We start from the raw sequence: 22,105 nt of genomic DNA on the forward strand, positions 1-22,105 counted from the left end.
GTATGGGTGTGGGCGGTTGGGGGAGCCGTTGTGGTTGGGGTCGTTGAAGTCGAATATCGGGCATGCGCAGGCGGCTGCGGGGGTGGGTGGTCTGATCAAGATGGTGATGGCGTTGCGGGCGGAGAGGCTGCCCGCGACGTTGTATGCGGAGGCGCCGTCGTCGAAGGTGGACTGGTCTTCGGGCGCGGTGGAGTTGTTGACGGAGGGGCGTCCGTGGCCGCGTGGTGAGCGTCCGCGCCGCGCGGGGGTGTCCAGCTTTGGTGCCAGCGGTACCAACGCCCACCTCATCATCGAGGAGGCACCCGCGGACCAGCCCCCGCACCGGGACCGGCCCGCTGCCACCGCCCCGGGTGAGCCGGTGGTGTGGGCGCTGTCGGGCAAGATGCCGTCCGGGCTCACCGCACAGGCACGCCGGTTGAAGGAGTGGCTGACCGCCCACCCCGGACTCGACCCGGTCGACATCGGCCACTCACTGGCCACCGGCCGTGCCCAGCTCTCGCACCGCGCGATCGTGGTGGGCCGGAACCGCGACGAGCTGCTGACCGGACTGGACAAGGTGATCAGCGGCGATTCGGCTCCCGGGGTGCTGCTCAACTCCGGTGCACGGGGCGGGAGCACGGCGTTCGTGATCCCCGCCCCTGACAAGCAGTCGCTGGAACCCGCCCGGCAACTCCTGTCCACCGCACCCGCGTTCACCGCGCGGATGGCGGAGTGCGCCCGGGCGCTCGCCCCGCACACCGGCTGGGACCTGCTCGACGTGGTCAACGGTGTCCCAGGCGCCCCCTCCCTCGACGACCCCGGTGTCTTCGGCCCCGCCCTCTTCGCCGTCCAGGTGTCACTGGCCGCGCTGTGGCGCGCCTACGGTGTGCAGCCCGACGCGGTGACCGGTGAGCCCGGCGCCGAGCTCGCCATCGAGGTGATCGACGGACGACGTGGACTCGAGGACGCGGCCGCCGCCGTGGCCACCTCCACCGCCACGACGGCGGGGGCCGTCCCCCTGCGGGACACCGTCCGCACCCAGGTCGAACAGGGCTTCCGCGCCTTCATCGAGATCAGCCCGCGACCGACCCTCACCGCGGCCCTGACCGGCGCCGTCACCGCGGCGGGCGGCGATCCGGCGGAATTCATGATCACCCAGGCGCCGCCGGGCGCGCCCGACGGTCCGGCCGCTTTTCTGCACACCCTGGCCCAGGTGTTCGTGGGCGGCGTACGGGTCGACTGGTCGCCCTCGTTCGCCGGGCGCGCCCCCCGTACCGTCGAACTGCCCCGCTACCCCTTCCAGCGCCAGCGGTACTGGCTGGCCAAGGAGAGGCCCGCGGTGCCCGCGCCGGAGCGGTCTGCCCCGGCCGCGACTCCGGCCCAGGACAGCCGTGGCACCCTCACCGTGCTGCTGCGCCGTGCCCATGTCGAGAACGCCATCCCGGAAGCCGTGCCGATGGTGATGGCCGCATCGCGGTTCCGGCCGTCGTTCTCCTCGACGGCGGAACGGGGCGGTGCGCCGGGTGCGGTGCTCGCGGCCGAGGGCGCGGCCTCGCCCGCGGTGATCTGCGTACCGTCGTTCCTCGCCGGTTCCGGACCGCATCAGTTCGCCCGGCTGGCTTCCGAGTTCAGCCCGCGGCTGCGGACCTCGGCGCTGATCATGCCGGGGTTCGGCAAGTCCCCCCTGCTGCCCGCCTCCTGGACGGTGGCGATCGAGGCGCTGTCGGACGCCACGGTGACGGCCGCGGCGGGCGAGCCCTTCTTCCTGGTGGGCCACTCCGTCGGCGGGCTGGTCGCCCAGGCCGTCGCGGAACGTCTGGAGCGCGGCGGACACCCGGTCCGGGGCGTCGTCATGGTCGACACCTATGACATCGACGTCCGCAGCGAACGCGAGGCCCTGTTCGTCTGGGCGATGAGCGAGATCCTCGACCGCGATCCGACCGGTCTGGTGGTCAATGACAACAACCTGATGGCGATGGGGTGTTATCTGCGGCTGTACGACGAGTGGTCCCCGGGCAGTTGCGGTGCCCCGACCCTCGCGGTGCGGGCGACCGCCGCCGACACCCCGCTGAAGCTGCCGGTCGATCCGGTCTGGAAGGCGGCGGACACCGATGAATCCGTCCTGGCCGACCACTTCTCGATCCTCGAGGACAAGGCCGCGACCACCGCCCGGGTGATCGGGGACTGGTTCACCCGGGTGTCCACCCCCTGACGGGCGGCAGGCACGGGCCACGGCCCCGCCACCTCGCAGCACACGTGCCACAAGAGCAGCACACGCGCCACAAGAGGAGAGCTCATGGCCAAGACGGTGTTCGACCACGTCTCCGACACCGCGCGCTGGGTCGCGGAGTACCGGGCACAGGAGACCCTCCGCCCGGACGCGCTGTTCCACGATCCCCTGGCGGCCGGGCTGGCCGGGGAGCGCGGCAGGATGATCGCCGAAGCGGCCAGGCGGTCGTTCGGCAACGGCTGGTTCTTCATCGCGCGGACCAAGCTGATCGACGACCTCGTCGAACGGTCCCTGGCCGAGGGGTGCGACCGGGTCGTCAACCTCGCCGCGGGCCTGGACACCAGGCCGTACCGGCTGGACCTCCCGGCCTCGTTGGAGTGGATCGAGGTGGACCTCCCGGGGATCATCGAGGAGAAGGACCGTGTGCTCGCCGATGAGTCCCCTCGCTGCAAGCTCTCCCGGGTGCCGGTCGACCTCACCGACGGGGCGGCGCGCCGCCGCTGTCTGGGCGAGGCGGTCAAGGGGGCTGCGAGGACGCTCGTCATCACCGAAGGGCTGCTGCTGTACCTGCCGGAGTCCGAGGTGCGCCGGCTCACCGCGGAACTCAGGAGACCGGAGGTCGCCTGGTGGGCCGCGGACATCATCGGACCCGCGATCCTCAAGATGTCCAGCGGTGCGGGCCGGGCGAACAACGCACCCGTGATCTTCGGTCCGGAGAACGGGATCGCCTTCTTCGAACGGACGGGGTGGACCGTCGAACGTTTCGCCTCACAGTTGCCCGCGGCCGCGCGCTGGAATCGACTGTCGTCCGTGATGCGTTTCGTGGCCCGGCTGCCCAAAGGAAATCCGCGCCGTCCGGGCCGCGCTCTCTGGTCCGCCGTCGTCCGATTGACTCCATGAAAAAGGCTTTGTCGGCGATGCGTTGACACTGTGTCCAGGGGGCTGCCAGGATCGAAATGGGGATAGCCGTATGACGTCATGGAGAAAGCCGCACGACGTCGGATCCAGGTCGACGGAACGTCGGAAATCACTTCTTGACCCTGGTCAGTCCTGATCACGCCTACTGTTGGGATGTTCTATGCCCGAGATGGCTCATATCAGTCCCTTCCGCCGACTGGTGGTTGTTGTCACCGACAGCGATGTGATGGGCCCGGCGGCGGGCCGCGCGCTTTCCGATCTGGCCGGAGCGCGAGATGTCGACATCGCTGTTTCACCGGCCGGGAACCCGGCGAATGACGAATATCGCGAAGTGGTGAAACGCGGCTTACGATTTCTCGATCTCGTCGCGCCCGAGGACCGGTTCACCCTTCTCACCGTCGATTCCCTCGACGCCGTCCGGGACGCGGTCCTGGGGGCGGCCCAGGACCAGAAGACCGTCCTCAGCCTGCTGGTCGTCGACCACGCGGCCCACCGCTACCGCATGACCTCGCCGGACGAGCTCAACGAGCGGCTGTGCGCCATCTCCCGGGAGCTGGGCGAGACGGTCGAGTTCGAGCCGAGCCCGTACACGGTGCACGTCTACACCGACGCCGATGTCGAGAGCTTCTACTCGGTGGAGCACTTCACCCCGCGCTGGAAGCCCGCCGAGGAATGGGTCGTCCCCGCCGACATCGCCTGCGCGTTCGTCGACTCCGTCCAGCTGCGCAGCAACAGCCGTCTGCGGCCCGGGATGAAGCCGAGCACCATCGCCGACGCCATCGCCGACTTCCTGACCGCCCGCGCCGGTTCCACGTGGGGGCTGCACTACTACACCGGCTCCGGCGTCGCCACCTTCATCGACGACATCGAGCAGCGCGCCGTCGCGGGCGGCAACCCGGTCGTCCGCGGCCCCAGCGAGCACAGCCTCGCCTGCTCCGCGCTGGCCCGCTACACCCTTGACGGCGCCCCGTTCGCCATCGTCGCCACCAGCGGTATGCACGAGGAGTTCCGGGGCACGCTCGCCAACCACGTGGCGGTGCGCACCAAGGGCTTCATCGTCTGCTGCGACTCCCGGACCGACCAGTGGCACCCGTTCCAGGGCACCATCCACCAGACCGAGGACAGCCGCCCCTCGCTGCTGGCCCGCGGCTTCCCGGTGGTCCATATCCCGCGCTCCGACGACATCCCGCGCGGTCTCGCCGAAGCCTTCGAAGCGTACTCGGCGGACCGGGGGCCGGTGATGGTGATCGCTCCCCGCGATGTCCTCCAGACCACCCTCGACCTCGACCGGCCGCCCGGGGCGGGGGCCGTGGCGGAGCCCACGGTGGAGGCCGTGCGCACCCCCGAGGTAGAGCGGCTGGCCGAGCTGCTCAACTCCGAGCGCCGCAGGCTGCTCTGCCAGGTCGGCCCGCTCGGTGACACCGCCAAGGAGCTGCTGTACGAGCTGGCGCACCGGGCGGGCATCGGGCTCGCCGACTCGGTGGCCCAGCCCGGCACCGTGACCCGCCACCACGACGGGCGTACCGTCGAGGAGTTCATCGGCACGCTGAGCATGTACGGCTACTCGGCACGCGTCCATGAGTACCTGTACCACGACGGGCGGCTCCGTCCCGGCGACGAGCAGTCGGTGATGTTCCTCGGCACCCAGATCCCGCAGATCGACACCCCGTTCTCCGAGTCCCAACTGCGGCAGCTCGCCCCGATCCAGATCACCGAACGGGAGGTCGACCGGGCGCCGTTCACCGGACTGGGCATCGTGGCCGATATCGAGGGCGTGCTGCGGGCCCTGCTGGACCGGCTCCAGGTGGATCCGGAGGTACTGGCCTACCGGCGGGACGCCATGGCGTCCACCACCGACTCCGACGGCGATGTGATCAGTCTGCTGCCGGTGCTGCCGATGACCACCAACTACTTCTTCCGGCGGCTGCGCGGCGTCCTGGACGGCATCATCCGCGAGCATGACTACCGCTACGTCGGCGTCTATGACATCGGCCGCGCCGGACTCTCCGCCGTCAACAGTCTTCCGCGCACCGGCCCCTGTGTCTCCGGATGGTACGGCCGGGGGCTGATGGGGGACGGTCTGATGGCCCTGCCCGGCATCCTCACCCGGCGCGAGGAGAACGTCATCTCCTTCACCGGCGACGGCGCCGCCGCCATGACCCCGGACATCTTGCCGGCCCTCGTCCAGCAGATCGCGGTCGACCGTGAACCGTTCCGCCGCAACCTCAGCATCTTCCGTTTCGTCAACGGCAGTCACTCCGTGATCCGCACCTACCGGGAGAGCGTCAAGCCCTCGGCCGTCAGCGGCCAGACCGGGGTGCTGACCTTCACTCCGGAGGACTACGAACGCCGCTACGGCGGGCTGACGGTCCGGCACCGCCGGATCGCGGGCTTCGACGATGTGCCGTTCGCCGAGCAGCTCCGGGAGCCCGGGACCATCAACCTCTACTCGGTGCTGGTGGGGCACAACAACGAGGGCGACGGGCTGAGCCGGTTCTCCTCGCTGGGCTGGCAGCGCGATGAGCTCTCCCCGAAGGCGCTGGCCATGGCCGGGGTGCCGGTCTCGGCACAGCAGTCGGCCCCGGCACAGCAGTCGGACCCGGCCTCGTGACCGGCGGCGGGAGCGGCGCCGGAACACCGACCGAAGGAGTGGATATGGAGCGCGCCCAGCTCGAGGAGCGGGTGATCACGCTACTGGCCGAGGCCGTGGTGATGCCGCGGGAGGACGTGGCGGACCCGCGGACCAATCTCCGGGAAGACCTCGGTATGGACTCGATGGACTACGTCGATCTCATCACGGTGCTGGAACGCGAACTCGGCCGGCATGTGGAACGGGAACAGCTCTCCTGGGTCCGCACCGTCGGTGATGTGGTCGACCTGGTGTGCGAACTCGCGGCCCAGCGGGATGACAGCCAGACCCCGAGCGGCTGAACGAAACGCAGCCGTCAGCCGACCGGAGGAATCCGGTCGGCTGACGTATCGCGGACGCAATGGCGAAGCGCCGTCTTCCGGCCGTTCGTCAGCAACGGGTAAAGTGCGGGGCCTCATGGGCCGTCAGGCCGTATGGCAACGCCAGCGATTCCAAGGAGCCCACTTCCATGGCCACTGCGCGCGCACAGCGTGTCGACATTCCACGAGCACTGCTGGACGGGAAGAAATTCACGGGATTCCAATACGAGTCGGCCTTTGAATTGCCCGTCGAAGACGCACGGGGGTCGACTCCCGAACAATGGGGACGGGCCACTTTCGAGCACGCCCCGGCCGTCCTGCGGTGGTTCCTCCGGTTCGGCTGGACCAAGGTCCTCGGCTTACGGATGGGACCGAAGACCCCGTCACCGCGGCATGTGCTGGGCTGGCACATCTCGGACACCGACGACAGCACGATGACGCTCGAAGGCCATTCCGGAATCGTGGCCACCTACAACATCGTCGTCGTGAACGACGGACATGTCATCTGGGTGACGTTCGTGCGCTTCAACAAGGGGATCGCACGCGCCGTCTGGGGCATGGCCAAGCCGATCCACCAGATGGCCGTGCCCTATCTGCTGCGGCGCGCCGACCGCTTCCGCGCCACCCGCTGACCCGTCCTCCCGCGGACACGAGGAGGCGCCGGTCCGTACCGGGCCCGCGCCTCCTCGTGCCGTTTCCGCGGGGGAGCACACCGCGGAGCTTCAGGGCAGCGCCACGACGGTGGCCGCGTACGACAGCCCGGCGCCGTAACCGACCAGCAGCGCCAGGTCCCCGGGACTGGTCGCGTCCGAGGACATCAGCGCCTCCATCGCCAGCGGGATCGACGCGCCCGAGGTGTTCCCGGTGGTCACGATGTCCCGGGCGATGACGGTGGACTCCGGCAGCTCCAGCCGCTTGGCCATCGCGTCGATGATCCGTGTGTTGGCCTGGTGCGGTATGAAGGCGTCGAGATCGGCGGGCGAGACCCCGGCGGCCGCCAGGGCCTGTTCGGCCACCTTGGACACCTCGTAGACTGCCCAGCGGAACACCTTCTGGCCCTGCTGCTGGAGGGCGGGCCACCGCAGATCGCGGTCCCCGCGCAGCGCGTCCCACGGCACCGTCTGCGAGATCGCCTCCGTCTGGGAGCCGTCGGCGCCCCAGACCACCGGGCCGATCGCGGGGGTCCGCGACGGTCCGACCACCACCGCGCCCGCACCGTCACCGAAGATGACCGCCGTCGAGCGGTCGTCCAGGTCGAGCAGATCGGTCATCCGCTCGGCTCCGATGACCAGCACATGGCCGCCCCGGGACCGCACCGCGTCCGCGGCCAGCGAGAGACCGTGCACGAATCCGGCACACCCGGCGGACACATCGAACGCCGCGGCGTGCGTTCCCAGCCGGTGGGCCACCTCGGCCGCCACCGCGGGCGTCTGCCGCAGATGGGTGAAGGTGGCCACGATGACGCAGTCCAGCGCGTCGGCCGGAACCCCCGCGGCGGCCAGCGCCTTGCCCGCGGCGGGCACCGCCATATCGGCGATGGTCTCGTCGGGATCCGCCCAGCCCCGGGAGGTGATCCCGGTGCGGGTACGGATCCACTCGTCGGAGGAGTCCACCCGGCCGCACAGCTCCTCGTTGGTCACCGCACGGCGGGGCCGGTACGCGCCCACGCCGAGGATACGGGCGTGCGGTGCGCCCACGGACGGTGTGATCCGCGCCTTCATACGCGATGCCTCCGGGGAGAGGGAGCCGGGCCGGGCGCGGGCGCCCGGCCGGTGGCCGGGGGAGCGGACGGAATGGGGGTCACGGGCGTCTCCTCCTCAGCCGAACGCCACGCGGGCCAGCGGCTCCACCCGGTCCCCGTCCAGCATCGCCCGGCAGCGGAACCGCTGGATCTTCCCGCTCGGGGTCTTCGGCAGACTGCCGCGCGGCAGGAACACGCACTCCGACAGCGCCACCCCCGACTTCTCCAGCGCCACCGCCGCCGCCCGGTCCGCGATCGGCCGGAAGTCCCGCGGCCTGCCCTGGGGTTCCAGCATCAGCACCAGCCGGGGCAGTTCGCCGGAGCCGCCGATGTCCACCACCGCCGCACACCCCTTGCGCACCTGCGGGAAGGAGTCCACGGCCGACTCGATCTCCGCGGCGTAGATCTTCCGGCCGCCGACGGACAGCATGTCGTCCGAGCGGCCCATCACATACAGCTCGCCGTCATGGAGGAAGCCCAGGTCACCGGTGCGCAGCCGACCGTCGGTGAACCGGTCGGCGGTGCGCTCCGGATCGCCGTAGTACCCGCGGGCCAGACTCGGCGAGCCGACCTCGATCTCGGCCACCTGGCCCGAGGACCCGGCCACCACCTCGACCCCGGGCAGCGCCACTCCGTTGGAGACCAGCCGGGTGGCCCGGGGGTGGTCGGCGGACACCTCCACCGCCTTCTGGTCCAGCAGCGCGGCACCGTCGAAGACCAGCGAGGCCGGGGCGTCGGCCCAGGGCTTGCCGGTCACCGCGAGGGTGGCCTCGGCCATGCCGTACGCGGGCTGGAAGGCGGTGTCGGACAGTCCGAACCGGGCGAACTTCTCGGTGGCCATGGACAGGGTGTCCCAGTCGACGCGTTCGGCCCCGATCACCGCGGCGCGCAGCCGCAGTTCCCTGGGGAGCTCCGCGCGGCCCTGGGCGCGGGCGGCGAGGTACACCGCGGTACTGGTGCCCGCGGTCATCGTGGCCCGGTACTCGGACATGTCCCGGAACCAGCTGCGGGGCGCCATCGCGAACCGCTCGGGCGTGGACAGCACGAACTGGAAGTCGTACGCCCACGCGTAGAGCAGACAGCCGAACATCCCCATGTCGTGCGAGAGCGGCAGCCAGGACACCACGGTGTCATCGGCGGGGCGGCCCCCGGTCAGCGCGAGGATGATCTGCAGCTGCTCCTCGATGGCGCGGGTGGTGAGCGCACACCCCTTGGGCGTGCTGGTGCTCCCCGAGGAGTACTGGATGAACGCGATGTCATCCGGTCCCGGCGGACTGGGCTCGATGGTCCCGGAGCCGCGCAGCGAGGCCCAGCCGGCCACCGGCACCTGCGCGGCGAGATCCTCGGGCACCAGAGAGGTCAGCCAGTCGTCCACCAGCAGCAGCACCGGGTCCAGCCGCGCCGCCACGGCGGAGAACTGACGGCGGTACTCCTCCTGGCTCTGGCCGCGGGTGGGCAGCGGCAGTGAGGCCACCGCGCCGCCCGCGAGCCAGACGGCGAGGAGGCCGCGGACCGTTTCCGGGGTGTTGGTGAGGATGGTGGCCACCCGGGTGCCGGGCCGCACTCCGTGGGCGCGCAGCCGCGCGGCCATCCCGTGGGCGTCGGCGACCACTTCGCGCCACGGGGTGTGCTCGAAGCCCTCACCGGACCAGGCGTGCAGGGTGCCGCCCGCCGAGCCGTTGGTCAGCGCGTTCCACAGTTGCATTGGGATGTCCCCCGTCGTCTCGCTCCCCCGGCGGGTCCGGTCGCCCGGCCGCTCAGGTGGTGTTCCGGTTGTCTGGGTCCGGCGACCCGGCGGTGGCGGCCGGGCGGTGCGCCGGGGCTATTCGACGTCCACCACGGACGCCGTCGTGTCCCGTGAGCGGTCGGCCATGGGCGCGATCTCCTGCTGGCTCTCCAGCAGTTCCTGGCGGCCCTGCCGGCCCGCCTCCACCCGGCTGATGTTGGCCTCCCGCATGGTCAGCCGCTCGGTGTCGATACGGATGACCTTCCAGGCCAGGCGGGTCCGCTCCAGGCTCCAGATGAGGATGGCGCTCAGGTCGAGCTCGTACCACTTCATGCCGTGCCGCGCGGAGCGGGGGAAGGCGTGGTGGTTGTTGTGCCAGGCCTCGCCGAACGACGGGATGGCGAGCCAGGCCACGTTGCGGGACTCGTCGGTGGTGCTGAACCGCCGCCGTCCGAAGTAGTGGCCGACCGAGTTCACCGCGTACGTCATGTGGTTGATCAGGAAGATGCGCACCAGTCCGCCCCACAGGATGCCGGTCAGCAGGGCCTGTACCGAACCGCCGGTGATGGCGTACGCCATCACTCCGGGCAGCAGCACCCCGGCCAGCACCACCAGCACCAGGTTCTCGCTGAGCCAGCGCAGGGGCTTCTCCCGCACCAGGTCCGGGCAGTAGCGGATCGGGTCGGAGGTCAGCCCGTTGCGGAACAGCCAGCCGAGGTGGGCGTGCCACAGTCCGGCCATCATCCCCCGGAAACCGGGCTCGAAGTCCAGGTGCGGGCTGTGCGGGTCGCCGGCCTTGTCCGCGACCCGGTGGTGGCGCCGGTGGTGGGCGGCCCAGATGATCGGCGGCCCCTGTCCGGCCATGGCTCCGGCGGTGGCCAGGGCCACCCGGATGGGCCGGTACGTCTCGAAGGAACGGTGCGTCAGCATCCGGTGGTAGCCGGTGGAGATACCGAAGCCGGAGATCGCGTACATGATGACCAGGACGACCACATCGGACCAGCCGAAGACCTCCTGCCACAGGAGGACCATGGCGCCGAGGACCGCGATGAGCGGAATCACCGACGCGCCGAGGATGAACCAGCGGTGTTCCCTACCGTCCATGGTGCCTGACTCCCATTCTGGATCACTCTTTCCGGATCACGCGCCATGCGGCACGCGCGGGATCACCTGTGTGCTCCGGGCTCGTGGTGGCGGGACGGGGCGGCGCGGCCCGTGCGGCCGGCGTCGGCAGCTTCATGCCAGGGGCGAGCGGAATTACCTCGTCCCATTCCTTGGTGCCGTCGTCAGCCGCGCCGTCGGTGGATAAGCCGGAGACAGGCGGGGCAGGAGCGTCCTCGCACTTCTCCAGTTGATCAGGCATGTCACCCTCTGATCGCACATCGACTCGGCCATCGACTCGGCCATCGGCCCGGGGCGTCGGCCAAGGGCTCGAGCGGTGATGGTCCACACGCCATTTTTTGATACCGCGGGGAAGAAGTTCAACCCCCCACCCGGTGGCAGGACGTTGCCAATATCGCGGAAGTCCCCAGTGGCAGGACGTTGCCAATTCATGTGAAACAAGTGGCCACATGCGCCTCAGCCGTTGTGACGTGGGTGATGCTGATCAGGTAGCACGGTCGAGTGCTCTCTCATGGTCCGAAACTCTACGGCACGGTGGGGGAGCTCAAGGGGACACTGGCAATGGCCTCGCCGGTCGTGCAAGATGGGACATCCGAGTTCGTGGGGACAGCTCGGGTGCGTTCTAACGGTTCATCGCGAGTGCTGGGCGTGGTCCCGCACGGTCGTGCCGTGATTCCTCCCCCATGAGTATCGAGTTCCGGCCGGTTTGCGGTCGTGTGAACCATTCCAGGAGAGGTGAAGTCCGTGATTACCGTCGAGGACGTCTGCGGTCTCATAGCCAAGAAGCTGGGCAGCAAGGCGGATTCGTTCACGCTCAACGCCGATACCGCCTTCGACGAAGTGGGTCTGTCCAGCCTTCAGATCGCCGACATCGTCTACACCATCGAGGACGACGCGGGCATCGAATTCGACCCGAGCCAGGCCGCGAGTGTGAAGACCGTCGGTGATCTGGTGAAACTGGCCGAGGCCACCAAGGCGAGCGCCGAGTGACGGTCGACTACCAAGGTGCCACCGAGGAATCGATCAGGCACCACTACGACGTCTCCAACGATTTCTACGAGCTGTGGCTGGACGAGGAGCTGACCTACACCTGCGCCCTGTGGGGCGAGGGGGACACGCTCGAGGACGCCCAGCGGCGCAAGCTGGACTACCTGATCGAAGGTGCCCGCGCGCCGGGCGCCCGCCGGGTGCTCGACGTCGGCTGCGGATGGGGCAGTCTGCTCAAGCGGCTGACCGGCACCCACGGTGTCGAGCAGGCCGTGGGGCTGACGCTGAGCAGCAGCCAGGCCGAGTACCTCGACCGGCTGGAGCTGCCCCGCACCGAGATCCGGGTGGAGAACTGGCTCGACCACGAGCCCGGGGAGCCGTACGACGCCATCATCTCGATCGGCGCCTTCGAGCACTTCGCGCGCACCGGACTGTCCCGTGCCGAGCGGGTCGAGGCCTACCGGGAATTCTTCCGGCGATGCCGGTCATGGCTCCCCCGGGGCGGTCGGCTGGCGCTCCAGACCAATATCAAGGGCAACAACACGGTCATGGACAAGCAGACCGTCCGCGACTTGATGTTCATCATGGAGACGGTCTTTCCGGAATCTGAGATTCCTGCGCTGTCCGAGGTTCTCGAGGGCAGTGAGAAACACTTCGACGTCGTGACGTTGCGCAACGACCCGGACCACTATAGCCGCACGTGTCAGGAGTGGCTGAACCGGCTGCGCGGGAACCGTGAGAAGGCCCTGGAATGCGTGGGCGAGCTCAATGTCGCCAACTACGAGAGATATCTGGGTGCGACGGTCGAGCACTTCGCCAAGCGTCACCTGGGGCTGTCGAGAATGGTTCTCGAAGCGGTGTGACCGGAAAACACTGGTGGTTCACGTCAAGGGGCCATAATTGAACACCCTGAAACATGTCGTGTACTGGCACGACACCGAGTCCGTCGTGCCCGGACCCCCGCTGCGGGAGTCGGTCGACTGCGATGTGTGCATTGTCGGTGGGGGATTCACCGGACTGTGGACGGCCTACTTCCTCAAGGAGGCCGAACCGGCGCTGGACATCCACATCATCGAAGCGAAGTATTCCGGTTACGGGGCCTCCGGACGGGCGGACGGATTCGTCACCCCGACCATCGGCAAGGACCTCCAGGCGCTGGTCAAGAAGTTCGGCGCCCAGCGGGCCCTGGAAGCCACCCAGGCGGTCGGCCGGTCCATCCTGGAAATCGGCCGCTTCACCCGCAAGAACAAGATCGACGCGGGATACGAGGCCAATGACTACCTGATGGTCGCCACCGACCGCGGGCAGGTCAGACGGTTGCGGGAGGACCGTGAACTCGCCGAGCGCATCGGCGGTGTCGCGCCCGACATCCTCACCGGGGAAGCGGCCCGGGACATCATCGACTCACCCGCCGTCCAGGCCGGTATGCGTGTCGGTGGCGCCCTGGTCAACCCGTTCCGGCTGGCGCGCGGTATCGCCCGGGTGGTCCGCGACAAGGGCGTGGTCATCCATGACGACACCCCTTGTCTGCGGGTCGAACCCGGGGTGCGGACCACCGTCGTCACCGCGGGCGGACGGATCACCGCCGACAAGGTGGTGCTCGCCACCAACGTCCACATGGATGCCTTCCGGCCGTTCCGCCACCGGGTCGTCCCCATCTGGACCTACGCGATGGTGAGCGAACCGCTGACGGACCGGCAGATCGAGCGGGTGCGCTGGGCCGGGCGCGAGGGCATGGTGGAGGCCAAGTCCCTGCTGACCTGCGCACGGTTCACCCAGGACAACCGCATCATGTTCGCCGGGGGACCCGCGCCGTACTACTACGGGCGCGACAAGCGGCAGCGCAATATGAACCGCGACGAGGTCTACCGCACCATCCGCCATGAGTTCCAGCGGTTCTTCCCGCAGTGGGACGACGTGTCCTTCACCTACGCCTACGGCGGAACCGCCGATGTCGTCCGTGACTACGCACCGCACTTCGGCCGGCTCGGCCACGGTGTGTTCTACGGCTACGGCTACTGCGGGAACGGCATCGCGGCCACCCACACCGGCGGCAAGGTCCTGCGCGACCTGGTGCTCGGCAAGGACACCGACCACTCACGGCTGCTGCTGGTCGACAACGACCAGCGCAAACCCCCGCCCCCGTTCCCGCCCGAGCCCTTCCTCTACGCCGGAGCCCGGATGGCGCCACGGCTGATGGACTGGAAGGACGCACGGCCATGAGCACACCGCGGACCGTACTGCTCACCGGTGCCTCCGGTGTGGTCGGCCGATCCCTGCTCCGGGAGAACACCAGTCCCACGGACGGCCGGGAGGCGGCGGGCCTGCGGATCATCGCCGCCTCCCACAGCGCCCCGGCGCCCGAGGCCGAACGGTCGGTGCCGTGCGATGTCACGGCCGAGCGCTTCGGCCTGGACGAGGAGAGCTATGCGGCGCTGGCCGGTGAGGTGGACGTGGTCATCCACTCCGCCGGGCTGACCGAATGGGGGCTGCCCGCCGAGCGGTACCAGCCGATCAACATCGAGGGCACCCGCCGGGTCGTGGAGTTCGCCGAACGGGCCGGAGCCGTCGTCCACTTCATGAGCACGGCGTTCGTCGCCGCGCTCGCGGACACCGCCCCGCTGCCTCTCGGTGAGGGCAATGTGTGCCGTAACTACATCGAGTCCAAGCACCGGGCGGAGGAGCTGCTGCGCGCGTCCGGAGTGGCGCACACCGTGTTCCGGCCCACCAACCTGGTCGGCGACTCGGTGACCGGCTGGACCTCCCAGGGCCAGATCGTCCAGCTGATGTCCGACTGGATCGGCCGTGGCCGGGCGCCCTTCGTCCCCGCCCACGCCGGGATCCGGATGGACTTCGTACCGCAGGACCTGCTCTCCAAGGCGGTGCTGCGGTCCATCCAACTGGGCGATGACCAGGGTGAGTTCTGGGTCACCTACGGGGCCGAGGCGATGGATGTGGCCGCCTGCCTCCAGGTGGTCGTCAAACACGCCGCCGCCCGGGGCCGTGACCTCAGCATCCCGCCCGTCGTGGACCCCGCCTCGCTGGACCCGGCCGAGCTGGCGCGGATGGCCCCCATGACCCGCTCGTACCTCTCGGTGCTGCGCGATGTCAGCGAGGTCACCGCGTGCAGTGGTGGGGTGCTGCCCACCTCCATGCCCGAACTCCGCGAGCGCTACGGCGTTCCGCAGGTGGCCGACACCACGGCGTACCTCCGCAGCCTGGAGTACGCCACGGCACACCTGAGCTGATGCCCGCGCCACACAAGGGAAGGACTTCAACGGTGAACGACGGCTGGAACCCACCGGACTTCAGCAAGGCGGTGGCGGTGGTCACCGGCGCCAGCCGCGGCGTGGGCCGGGGCATCGCCGCCGCGCTCGGTGCCGCGGGGGCGACCGTGTACGTCACGGGGCGCAGCGCGCGCGACGGAAACCGCACCGAGGATCTGCCCGGTACGGTGGACGAGACCGCCGAGGAGGTCACCCGGCGCGGCGGCACCGGCATCGCCGTGCGCTGCGACCACCGCGACCCGGCGGCCAACGAGGCGCTCTTCGAGCGGATCAACGCCGATCACGGGCGGCTCGACCTGCTGGTCAACAACGCCTGGGGTGGTTACGAGCGCTCCTCCGAAGTGCGCTTCGACGCGCCGTACTGGGACCAGCCCATGTGGCGCTACGACCTCTTCGAGGGGTCGCTGCGGGCGCAGTACGACGTGACCCGCCGGCTCACCCGGCTGATGCTCCCGGAGAAGCGCGGCCTGATCGTGGGCATCAGCTTCTCCGACGGGGACATCTATCTGGGCCAGGTCGGCTACGACGTGTTCAAGTCGGCCTCGGACCGCATGTGCCGGGGGTTCGCCGCCGATCTGCGCAAGACCGATATCGCGGCCGTCTCCCTGCACCCCGGTTTCGTCCGCACCGAACGGGTGGAGGCCGCCTGGGACGCACTCGGCAGCGGTCCGGCCGCGGTGGTGCACACACCGGAGTACGTGGGCCGCGCGGTGGTCTCGCTGCTGGCGGACCCGGAGGTCAAGGAGCACACCGGACAGGTGCTGGCCACCGGTGATCTGGCCGAGCGGTACGGCTTCGACGACGTGGACGGCAAGCGGCCCCCGGCCTTCCGGCTGGAGGGGCGGATGACGCTGGCCACGCGGATGGACCGGCTGAACCGGGTGGTCAAGCAGCGGACGGAGGAGGCGCGGACGGAGCGGTAGCCCGGCGGCTGGGCGGTGACCGACGCTCAGCCCCGCACCGTGGACCCGGACCGCCGGTGGTGGAGCAGCACCACACCGTTGCCGAACGTCCGGGTCCCCACCAGTTCCAGCGCGGTGGTGGTGTCCGAGGGCCGGAAGAGGGGTCTGCCCCGGCCCAGCACGACCGGATGGATGTAGATCCAGTACTCGTCGATCAGGTCCAGCCGGCGGAAGGTGTCGGCCAGATCGGCGCCGCCGAGCGCCAGATCACCGTCCAGCCGTCCCCGCATGGCCCGGATCTCGTCCACGTCGACCTCGTGCAGCACGGTGGTGTTCCAGTCGGCGTGGGTGAGGGTCCGGGAGAACACGAACTTCGGCATCTCCCGCCAGATCGCGGCGAATTCGGCCATGACCCCGGTACACGACGGATCGGACTCGGCCGTCGGCCAGAAGTCGGCCATCAGCTCATGGGTCACCCGCCCGCTGAGGAAGGCGCCCATGGCCGCGGCGTGCTCATTGAAGTGGCGGTGCAGCTCCTCGTCGACCTGATGCCAGTCGATCTCGCGGTTCGGTCCCTCGAAGTAGCCGTCGAGGGACACCGACATGGTCAGGATGATCTTTCCCATTTCGGTCATGTCGGTGACGATACGCCCGCGGGGTGTAGCGGAACCGGTCGGACGCCGGCTCCGGGCCGACCGGTTCCGCTTCCGTGTCCCCCGGCCGGGGGAGCGGAGGTCAGACCTCGAGATCCCCCTCGATCTTGCGCAGCTGGTGACGGGCCATGGCCAGGTTGGCGCGGTTCTTGTCCAGGGCCAGGTAGAGGAACAGCCCCTGGCTGTCCCGCCCCTTCAGCAGCCGGATCAGGTGGTACTGGCTGTCGAGGGTGATGAGGATGTCCTCGATGCCGTCCTTGAGGCCGAGCTGTTCCATGGTGCGCACCTTGGCGCGTACCACATCGGTATTGCCCGCGGCGGCGACCGTCAGGTCGAGCTCCTTCCCGCCGCCCACGGTGCCCAGGGCCATACCGCTGGAGTAGTCGACCAGCGCCACACCGAGGCTGCCCTCGATGGTGGTCATGGCCTCTTTGAGTGCGGTCTGGGTGTTCGCCATGATGGACGTTCCTTTCGTTCGGGTGGGGTCCGGACGCTTCCGGACGGTGTGGGTGCGGTCGTGCGAGGGCGCCGTTGGTCGCGGCGCCGGAACAGGGCGTGGCGAGGCCGTGGAGTGGCCCGGCCGGGCCCGGGGGACGGGGGTGGTGAAGGGGGGCGCGGGCGGCGGGTTACGCGTGGTGCTCGGCCCGTGCGAGGGCGCCGCCGACCAGATCGGCGATCCGGGCGCCCGACCGGCGGGCCTCCATATGGAGCCGCCCGATGTTGGTGCGCTGTCCCGCCAGAACGGTGAGCACGGCCTGGGGACCGGCCGCGTAGGTGGCCACATAGCCGTTCTGGCCGCGCACCAGCAGTTCACGGAAGGCGCCCCGGCTGGTGGCGTCCGCGAGGGACTGGGAGACCCCGAGGGCCGCGGCGGTCAGCGCGGCGACACCCTCGGGTTCGATGGTGGCCGTGTCATGCGCCAGGACGAGACCGTCACTGGTGGCGGCCAGGGCTCCGGTGACGTCGGCGACCCGGGCCCGTAACCGCCGGAGTTCCTCGAGCACGTCGGGTTCGGCGGCCATCAGCTGTTTCCTCTCCGTGCGCTGCCGCAGGGTGCGTCTCATGACGGTGCACAGGAGGCGGCGGGGGCGGTCGGACGAATCACAGGGTTGCCTCCAGGGCGTCACGGAGCCGGCGCAGCAGATCGATTCCGGGGTCGGCGAAGACGGTGTCGGGGACGGTGTCGGGCCAGACCACCGCGCCGGGCCCGGGGGAGCGGGCCGGGGGCGCGGTGGCCTGGGGCCGTGGGGTCTCGACATGTCCGGCGGCCGCCAGCCGCCGGATGTCGATCAAGGTGTGGAACGCGGGGCGGCCCAGGCACCGTGCGATATCGGCGGGGGTCCGGACGCCGTCGGCCAGCTCCAGCACCGCGCGCTGACGGCGGGTCACGGCTGGGGACCGCGGATCGGGGCTGCGGAGCACCACGGGCGCGGTATCGACTTGCGGACAAGGCCACAAGTCGTCAAGTAGTCGGCCGCGGCGCCGTGTCTCGCGCTCGACGGCGTCGGCGCCCACCGGGCGGACGGGCCCCAGCCAGTGGGCGGCGTCCCGCTGGAAACCGCGCGGACCGGTGCCGGTGCCCAGGGCGAAGTAGGCCGCGTCGAACAGCGCCCCCAGATGGCAGATCTCCAGCTCCGCGTCGGACAGCCGCCCGGTGTCGACCAGGAACCGGCCGACGCCGCCGGGGCCGTCGGTGTGGCCGACCGCCTCCCGCCAGGTCTCCGCGGTCAGCCGTCCGCCGGTGGTGAGCAGTACGTCGATACCGGGGGCCACCGGGCTCTCGGCGTGCACCACCCGGCCCTCGGAGAGATAGACGGTGCCCGCTTCGCACAGCAGGGCGCCGCTGGCCCGTTCCCCCGCGAGCACGGTGAGGGTGGGTCCGGTTCCGGTCCGGCCGCCGGGTCTCGCGGGAGGGGCGGGGGGAACGTCGGTGTGAGGGTTCATATCAGGGCCAGCCGCTCGGACAGATCGCGCAGCCGCATCCGGGCGAGCGCCAGGTTCCCCTCGCGGCGGTCCAGCCATAAGTAGAAGAACACGCCGCTGTCGAAGGCCGTGTCGACGAACCGCAGCAAGTGGTAGCAGGTGCCCGTGGTGACGATGACGTCCTCCACGGACGACGCCCCCTCCGCGTCACCGCCCTGCTCCGCGTCCGCTCCGACCGCCGCGAACGCCCGCTGCTCGGCGGCCATCCTGGCCAGCTCGGCCGTCTCGGCGGCCGTGGCCTCGGGATCGTCGTCCCGTACCTCACCGACCATCCCGAGCGCGAGTCCGCTGGTCCACTCGATCACGGCGGCCCCGCGGGCGCCGTTGACGGTCATGGCCTCGAGCAGACACTCGTCGATCCCGGGCATGCGGTCTCCCCTCCCTGCGGTACCCGTGGCGCGCACCGATGGCGCTTCATCAGTGACCGTGAGGTTACGCACCGTTCAGCGCGAGGGGGTGAAATCCGGTAATGCTATGAAACGGCCGGTGTGTTGTAGTAGGGTTCGCGACCCCATCGGCCTCATGGGCCCCAGCAGCCCCACCCGCCACAGGGGTTCAGCGAATCCCCTGGGTACGGCGCCATCGGCCGACCCCCTGCCCGGACCTCGGTCGGCGACCGCCGAACTCCCGTGCACCACCGGCCGTTCCGGTTCGTGGTCGACTCATAGCGCGGAGTGGTCCATGCGGCCAAGAGCCTGGAGGAGCATATTCCATAGTCCTATGTGCGGGCAGCAGACTAGACCAGCTTTTCGCCGCTCCGGGGACATGACCGGAATCAGACATGCGGAATACGCCGCTTCTGCGTCCGGTGGCTGACGCCGTACGCCATCGACCGACGACGCCGTGCGTACGCCCCCCGGAACGAGCCGTCACCCCGCGCCGGTACGTCCCGGGCCCGGCTGTTCGCCCCCGTCGTCGCCGATCGGCCGATCAGCCGCTGGTCAGGGCCGCTTCCGCGCGGGCGAGGGCCGTGGGGTGGCCGAAGAGGCCGGGGAGGCCGCCCGAGTGGAGGAGCACGGTGCGCAGACCGGGGATGATGTCGCCGTCGCGTACGGCGGCCGTCAGACCCGCCAGGGCGCGGCCGGTGTAGATGGGGTCGAGGACCAGGCCCTCGGTGCGGGCGGCGAGGGTGAGGGCGGACATGACGGGCTCGGTCAGGGTGGCGTAACCGTCGCCGACCTGGTCGAGACGGACCCGGAGGGCCTTGGGCGGACAGGGCGTGTCCGTGAGGGTGGTGGCGAGCGCCGAGACGGTGGTCGCGGGGGCGGGGACGGCGCCGCAGTGGACGCCGAGCACCCGGTCGGGGCCCAGCCCGGCGACCAGGCCGGCCATCGTGCCGCCGGAGCCGAGCGCGGTGACCACCGTGGTCAGCTCCGGGGCCTGGTCGAGGAGTTCACGGGCGCACTCCAGATAGCCGCGGGCCCCCACCGGGCTGGAGCCGCCGAAGGGGATGACCGCCGGAACGGCGCCTTCCTGCCGCAGCCCCTGGGCCACATGTTCGGCTGCGGTCGCCAGCGTTCCGGCGTCGCCCTCGCCCGCCCACTCCACCCGCGCGCCGAAGAGGCCGTCCAGTGCCAGGTTGCCGGACGAGGAGGAGCCGGGGGAGCCCGCGAGGACCAGGACGACGTCCAGACCGAGGCGGGCCCCCGCGGCGGCGGTCAGCCGTGCGTGGTTGCTCTGCGGCGCGCCGGTGGTCACCAGCACGGTGGCGCCGTCGGCCACCGCCGCGCCGCACAGCCACTCCAGTTTGCGCACCTTGTTGCCGCCACCGCCGAGGCCGATGAGGTCGTCACGTTTGATCCACAGATCGTCCTCACCGAGCCCGAGCGCACGGGCCATCCGTGGCGCGGGTTCGAGGGGAGTGGGCCAGGTGGCGAGGGGCGCCCGTGGGGGAGTGCGGTGGCCGGAGATCATGGCCACCACCTTGGCACACCACCGCGCCCGTGCCCCGGTTCACCTCCCCGTGGTGGCGGGGGAGGGATCGGGCAGACCCGGACCGGCGCAGCGGACGTCCCGTGCCGGGACGGTGCCGTCGACCAGGTACGCGGCGGCCGTATCGTCCACACAGGCGTTGCCCCGGCTGGCGAACACTCCGTGCGAATAGTCCTGTTCCAGCGTCACCAGCCGCGCCCCGGGCAGCCGTCGCCGGAGTCCGTGGGCGCCCGCGACCGGGGTGACCGGATCGTGTGCGGAGGCGGTCAGCAGCACCGGCGGGACACCGGGCCCGCCCAGCGGGGTCCGCCGCGCCGGGCGGTGGTGCCAGTAGGCGCAGGCGGACGCCTCGATGCCGGTGAGGACCGGATACGGATCGAGCCGTCGCAGCCGGCGGATGTCGGCCACCACCCTGCGGGGTGCGGGACCGGGACCGTCGGCACACTTCACGATGCGGTTGGCCGCCTCGTAGTTGCGGGACTCCGCACCGTCGAAGGCGGTGGCGGGGCGCAGGAGGCGGGTGTCGCCGTCACGCAGAGAGGCGCGCAGACCGTCGGCGAGCGCGGTCCAGCGTTCGGTGCGGCCGAGGGAGCGGTACACGGCACGGTCGTACTCGGCCGCCCCGAACCCGTCCACCGGGTGGGCCGCGAGTTCCGCGCGCACCCGCAGATACGTGGTGCGCACCGTGGCGGCGTCGTCCCCGAGCCGGAAGCGGTCCGCGTGCCGCGCGGCCCAGCCGAAGAACACCTCGCGCTGGCGCAGCAGGGCGCGGGCCTGGCGCAGGTCGAAGTCGTACCAGTCCTCGGGGCCGACCACGCTGTCGAGCACCATCCGGCCCACCCGGTGCGGAAACCGCGCGGCATACGCGGCGCCGAGCCAACTGCCGTACGACACCCCCAGATAGTGGGTCCGCCGTTCACCGAGGGCCGCGCGGATGGCATCCATGTCATGGGCGGTCTGCTCGGTGGACAGTTGCGGCAGGGTGTCCGCCGCGCCCGCCGCGCAGTCATCGGCCAGTCCGTGCAACCGGTCGAGCCCGGCTGATTCGGCGGCGCGGCCGACCGGTACCGGATCCGGCCCCGGGGCGTCGAACAGCCCGCCCATGGCTCCGCAGTCGGCGGGTGCGCTGTGGCCGACGCCGCGCGGGTCGAAGCCGATGACGTCGTAGGCGCGGCGTACCCGCTCGGGCAGCTTGGCGCGTTTGGTCACGGCGTAGGACAGTCCGGAGCCACCGGGGCCACCCGGGTTGACCAGCAGGACGCCACGCCGCTCGGCAGGGGTGCCGGAGGCGCGGACCCGGGAGACGGCGATGTGGAGGTGCGCGCCCTCCGGGTGGTCCCAGTCCAGCGGAACACGCAGCCGGCCACAGTCGACCCGGTCGGGCGCCGGTGGCCGCGGCACCGATTCGGGACACGCGGTGAAGCGCAGTGGCCGGGTGCTGACGCCCGGGTCATCGGGAGCGGAGGCGGCGCCGGGGTCATGGGGAGCGGAGGCGATGCCGGTGTCCGCGGGGAGCAGGGCGGTGGCGCTCGCCACGAGCGCGCACAGCAGGGAGAGACGTTGCACGGCGGGGGTCATGGACTCGCAATCGGAAGGGCGGGCATCGAATGTCTGGATGACAATGAAAACGATTATCGATACCGTGTGGATCGGTCAAGGCGGGTCGCCACCCCGGCGCCGGTGACCCCGGCCTGCC

At 70.5% G+C, this 22,105-nt stretch carries 20 protein-coding genes; 10 read left to right on the top strand and 10 right to left on the bottom strand.

The features are described from left to right. Positions 1–28: 28 nt before the first annotated feature. From NMK44_RS40750 to NMK44_RS40770, 5 genes are all read left to right on the top strand, one after another. Positions 29–2,191, top strand: coding sequence for an alpha/beta fold hydrolase (locus NMK44_RS40750; protein ID WP_302889212.1), 2,163 nt, complete (start codon positions 29–31; stop codon positions 2,189–2,191). A gap of 84 nt (positions 2,192–2,275) precedes the next feature. Next, complete coding sequence (locus tag NMK44_RS40755) at positions 2,276–3,109, top strand: class I SAM-dependent methyltransferase (protein ID WP_254753066.1); 834 nt, start codon at positions 2,276–2,278, stop codon at positions 3,107–3,109. A 187-nt stretch (positions 3,110–3,296) separates the two neighbouring features. Next, positions 3,297–5,738 carry a hypothetical protein gene (locus NMK44_RS40760; protein WP_254753068.1) on the top strand — a complete coding sequence of 814 codons (2,442 nt, stop codon included), beginning with the start codon at positions 3,297–3,299 and terminating at the stop codon, positions 5,736–5,738. A gap of 44 nt (positions 5,739–5,782) precedes the next feature. Beyond that, positions 5,783–6,058, top strand: coding sequence for an acyl carrier protein (locus NMK44_RS40765; protein WP_254753070.1), 276 nt, complete (start codon positions 5,783–5,785; stop codon positions 6,056–6,058). A gap of 167 nt (positions 6,059–6,225) precedes the next feature. Further along, positions 6,226–6,708: a DUF2867 domain-containing protein gene (locus NMK44_RS40770; RefSeq protein WP_254753072.1), complete on the top strand. Its 483-nt coding sequence runs from the start codon at positions 6,226–6,228 to the stop codon at positions 6,706–6,708. A 90-nt stretch (positions 6,709–6,798) separates the two neighbouring features. On the opposite strand, the gene NMK44_RS40775 is transcribed toward NMK44_RS40770, so the two are convergent. The 3 genes from NMK44_RS40775 to NMK44_RS40785 all read right to left on the bottom strand — a co-directional run bounded on the left by NMK44_RS40775 (position 6,799) and on the right by NMK44_RS40785 (position 10,647). Beyond that, positions 6,799–7,797, bottom strand: a complete 999-nt coding sequence (locus NMK44_RS40775; protein ID WP_254753074.1) for a beta-ketoacyl-ACP synthase III — start codon at positions 7,795–7,797, stop codon at positions 6,799–6,801. Between the two features lie 96 nt (positions 7,798–7,893). Then, complete coding sequence (locus NMK44_RS40780) at positions 7,894–9,522, bottom strand: AMP-binding protein (protein ID WP_254753076.1); 1,629 nt, start codon at positions 9,520–9,522, stop codon at positions 7,894–7,896. 117 nt (positions 9,523–9,639) lie between these two features. Further along, positions 9,640–10,647 carry an acyl-CoA desaturase gene (locus NMK44_RS40785; protein ID WP_254753078.1) on the bottom strand — a complete coding sequence of 336 codons (1,008 nt, stop codon included), beginning with the start codon at positions 10,645–10,647 and terminating at the stop codon, positions 9,640–9,642. A gap of 753 nt (positions 10,648–11,400) precedes the next feature. Here NMK44_RS40785 and NMK44_RS40790 point away from each other — a divergent pair. Genes NMK44_RS40790 through NMK44_RS40810 form a run of 5 tightly spaced genes read left to right on the top strand, consistent with a single transcriptional unit; the run spans position 11,401 to position 15,862 of the window. Then, the gene (locus tag NMK44_RS40790) at positions 11,401–11,655 is read left to right on the top strand and encodes an acyl carrier protein (protein ID WP_254753080.1); all 255 of its coding nucleotides are present in this window, start codon (positions 11,401–11,403) and stop codon (positions 11,653–11,655) included. After that, positions 11,652–12,515 carry a class I SAM-dependent methyltransferase gene (locus NMK44_RS40795; protein ID WP_254753082.1) on the top strand — a complete coding sequence of 288 codons (864 nt, stop codon included), beginning with the start codon at positions 11,652–11,654 and terminating at the stop codon, positions 12,513–12,515. Before NMK44_RS40790 ends, NMK44_RS40795 begins: the two co-directional genes overlap by 4 nt. 37 nt (positions 12,516–12,552) lie before the next feature. Further along, positions 12,553–13,875 carry an NAD(P)/FAD-dependent oxidoreductase gene (locus NMK44_RS40800; protein ID WP_254753084.1) on the top strand — a complete coding sequence of 441 codons (1,323 nt, stop codon included), beginning with the start codon at positions 12,553–12,555 and terminating at the stop codon, positions 13,873–13,875. Next, a complete protein-coding gene (locus NMK44_RS40805) occupies positions 13,872–14,900 on the top strand; it encodes an SDR family oxidoreductase (RefSeq protein WP_254753086.1) in 1,029 nt (342 codons plus the stop codon). The genes NMK44_RS40800 and NMK44_RS40805 overlap by 4 nt, the downstream gene beginning before the upstream one ends. 32 nt (positions 14,901–14,932) lie before the next feature. After that, the gene (locus NMK44_RS40810; protein WP_254753088.1) at positions 14,933–15,862 is read left to right on the top strand and encodes an SDR family NAD(P)-dependent oxidoreductase; all 930 of its coding nucleotides are present in this window, start codon (positions 14,933–14,935) and stop codon (positions 15,860–15,862) included. Positions 15,863–15,888: 26 nt separating this feature from the next. Here NMK44_RS40810 and NMK44_RS40815 read toward each other — a convergent pair whose 3' ends face one another. From NMK44_RS40815 to NMK44_RS40845, 7 genes are all read right to left on the bottom strand, one after another. Then, on the bottom strand, positions 15,889–16,467 hold the full coding sequence (locus tag NMK44_RS40815) for a dihydrofolate reductase family protein (protein WP_254753122.1): 579 nt from the start codon (positions 16,465–16,467) through the stop codon (positions 15,889–15,891). Between the two features lie 109 nt (positions 16,468–16,576). Next, positions 16,577–16,951, bottom strand: a complete 375-nt coding sequence (locus NMK44_RS40820; protein ID WP_254753091.1) for a hypothetical protein — start codon at positions 16,949–16,951, stop codon at positions 16,577–16,579. A 169-nt stretch (positions 16,952–17,120) separates the two neighbouring features. Further along, positions 17,121–17,516, bottom strand: a complete 396-nt coding sequence (locus NMK44_RS40825) for a roadblock/LC7 domain-containing protein (protein WP_254753093.1) — start codon at positions 17,514–17,516, stop codon at positions 17,121–17,123. Between the two features lie 79 nt (positions 17,517–17,595). Continuing rightward, positions 17,596–18,438 carry a transcriptional regulator gene (locus NMK44_RS40830; RefSeq protein ID WP_254753095.1) on the bottom strand — a complete coding sequence of 281 codons (843 nt, stop codon included), beginning with the start codon at positions 18,436–18,438 and terminating at the stop codon, positions 17,596–17,598. Then, complete coding sequence (locus NMK44_RS40835; protein ID WP_254753097.1) at positions 18,435–18,845, bottom strand: hypothetical protein; 411 nt, start codon at positions 18,843–18,845, stop codon at positions 18,435–18,437. Before NMK44_RS40835 ends, NMK44_RS40830 begins: the two co-directional genes overlap by 4 nt. A 562-nt stretch (positions 18,846–19,407) precedes the next feature. Then, positions 19,408–20,391, bottom strand: coding sequence for a D-cysteine desulfhydrase family protein (locus NMK44_RS40840; protein ID WP_254753099.1), 984 nt, complete (start codon positions 20,389–20,391; stop codon positions 19,408–19,410). Between the two features lie 39 nt (positions 20,392–20,430). Continuing rightward, the gene (locus NMK44_RS40845; RefSeq protein WP_254753101.1) at positions 20,431–21,975 is read right to left on the bottom strand and encodes an alpha/beta fold hydrolase; all 1,545 of its coding nucleotides are present in this window, start codon (positions 21,973–21,975) and stop codon (positions 20,431–20,433) included. Positions 21,976–22,105 lie beyond the last annotated feature (130 nt).

It is taken from the genome of Streptomyces cucumeris, assembly GCF_024295805.1.
Lineage (GTDB): Bacteria > Actinomycetota > Actinomycetes > Streptomycetales > Streptomycetaceae > Streptomyces > Streptomyces cucumeris.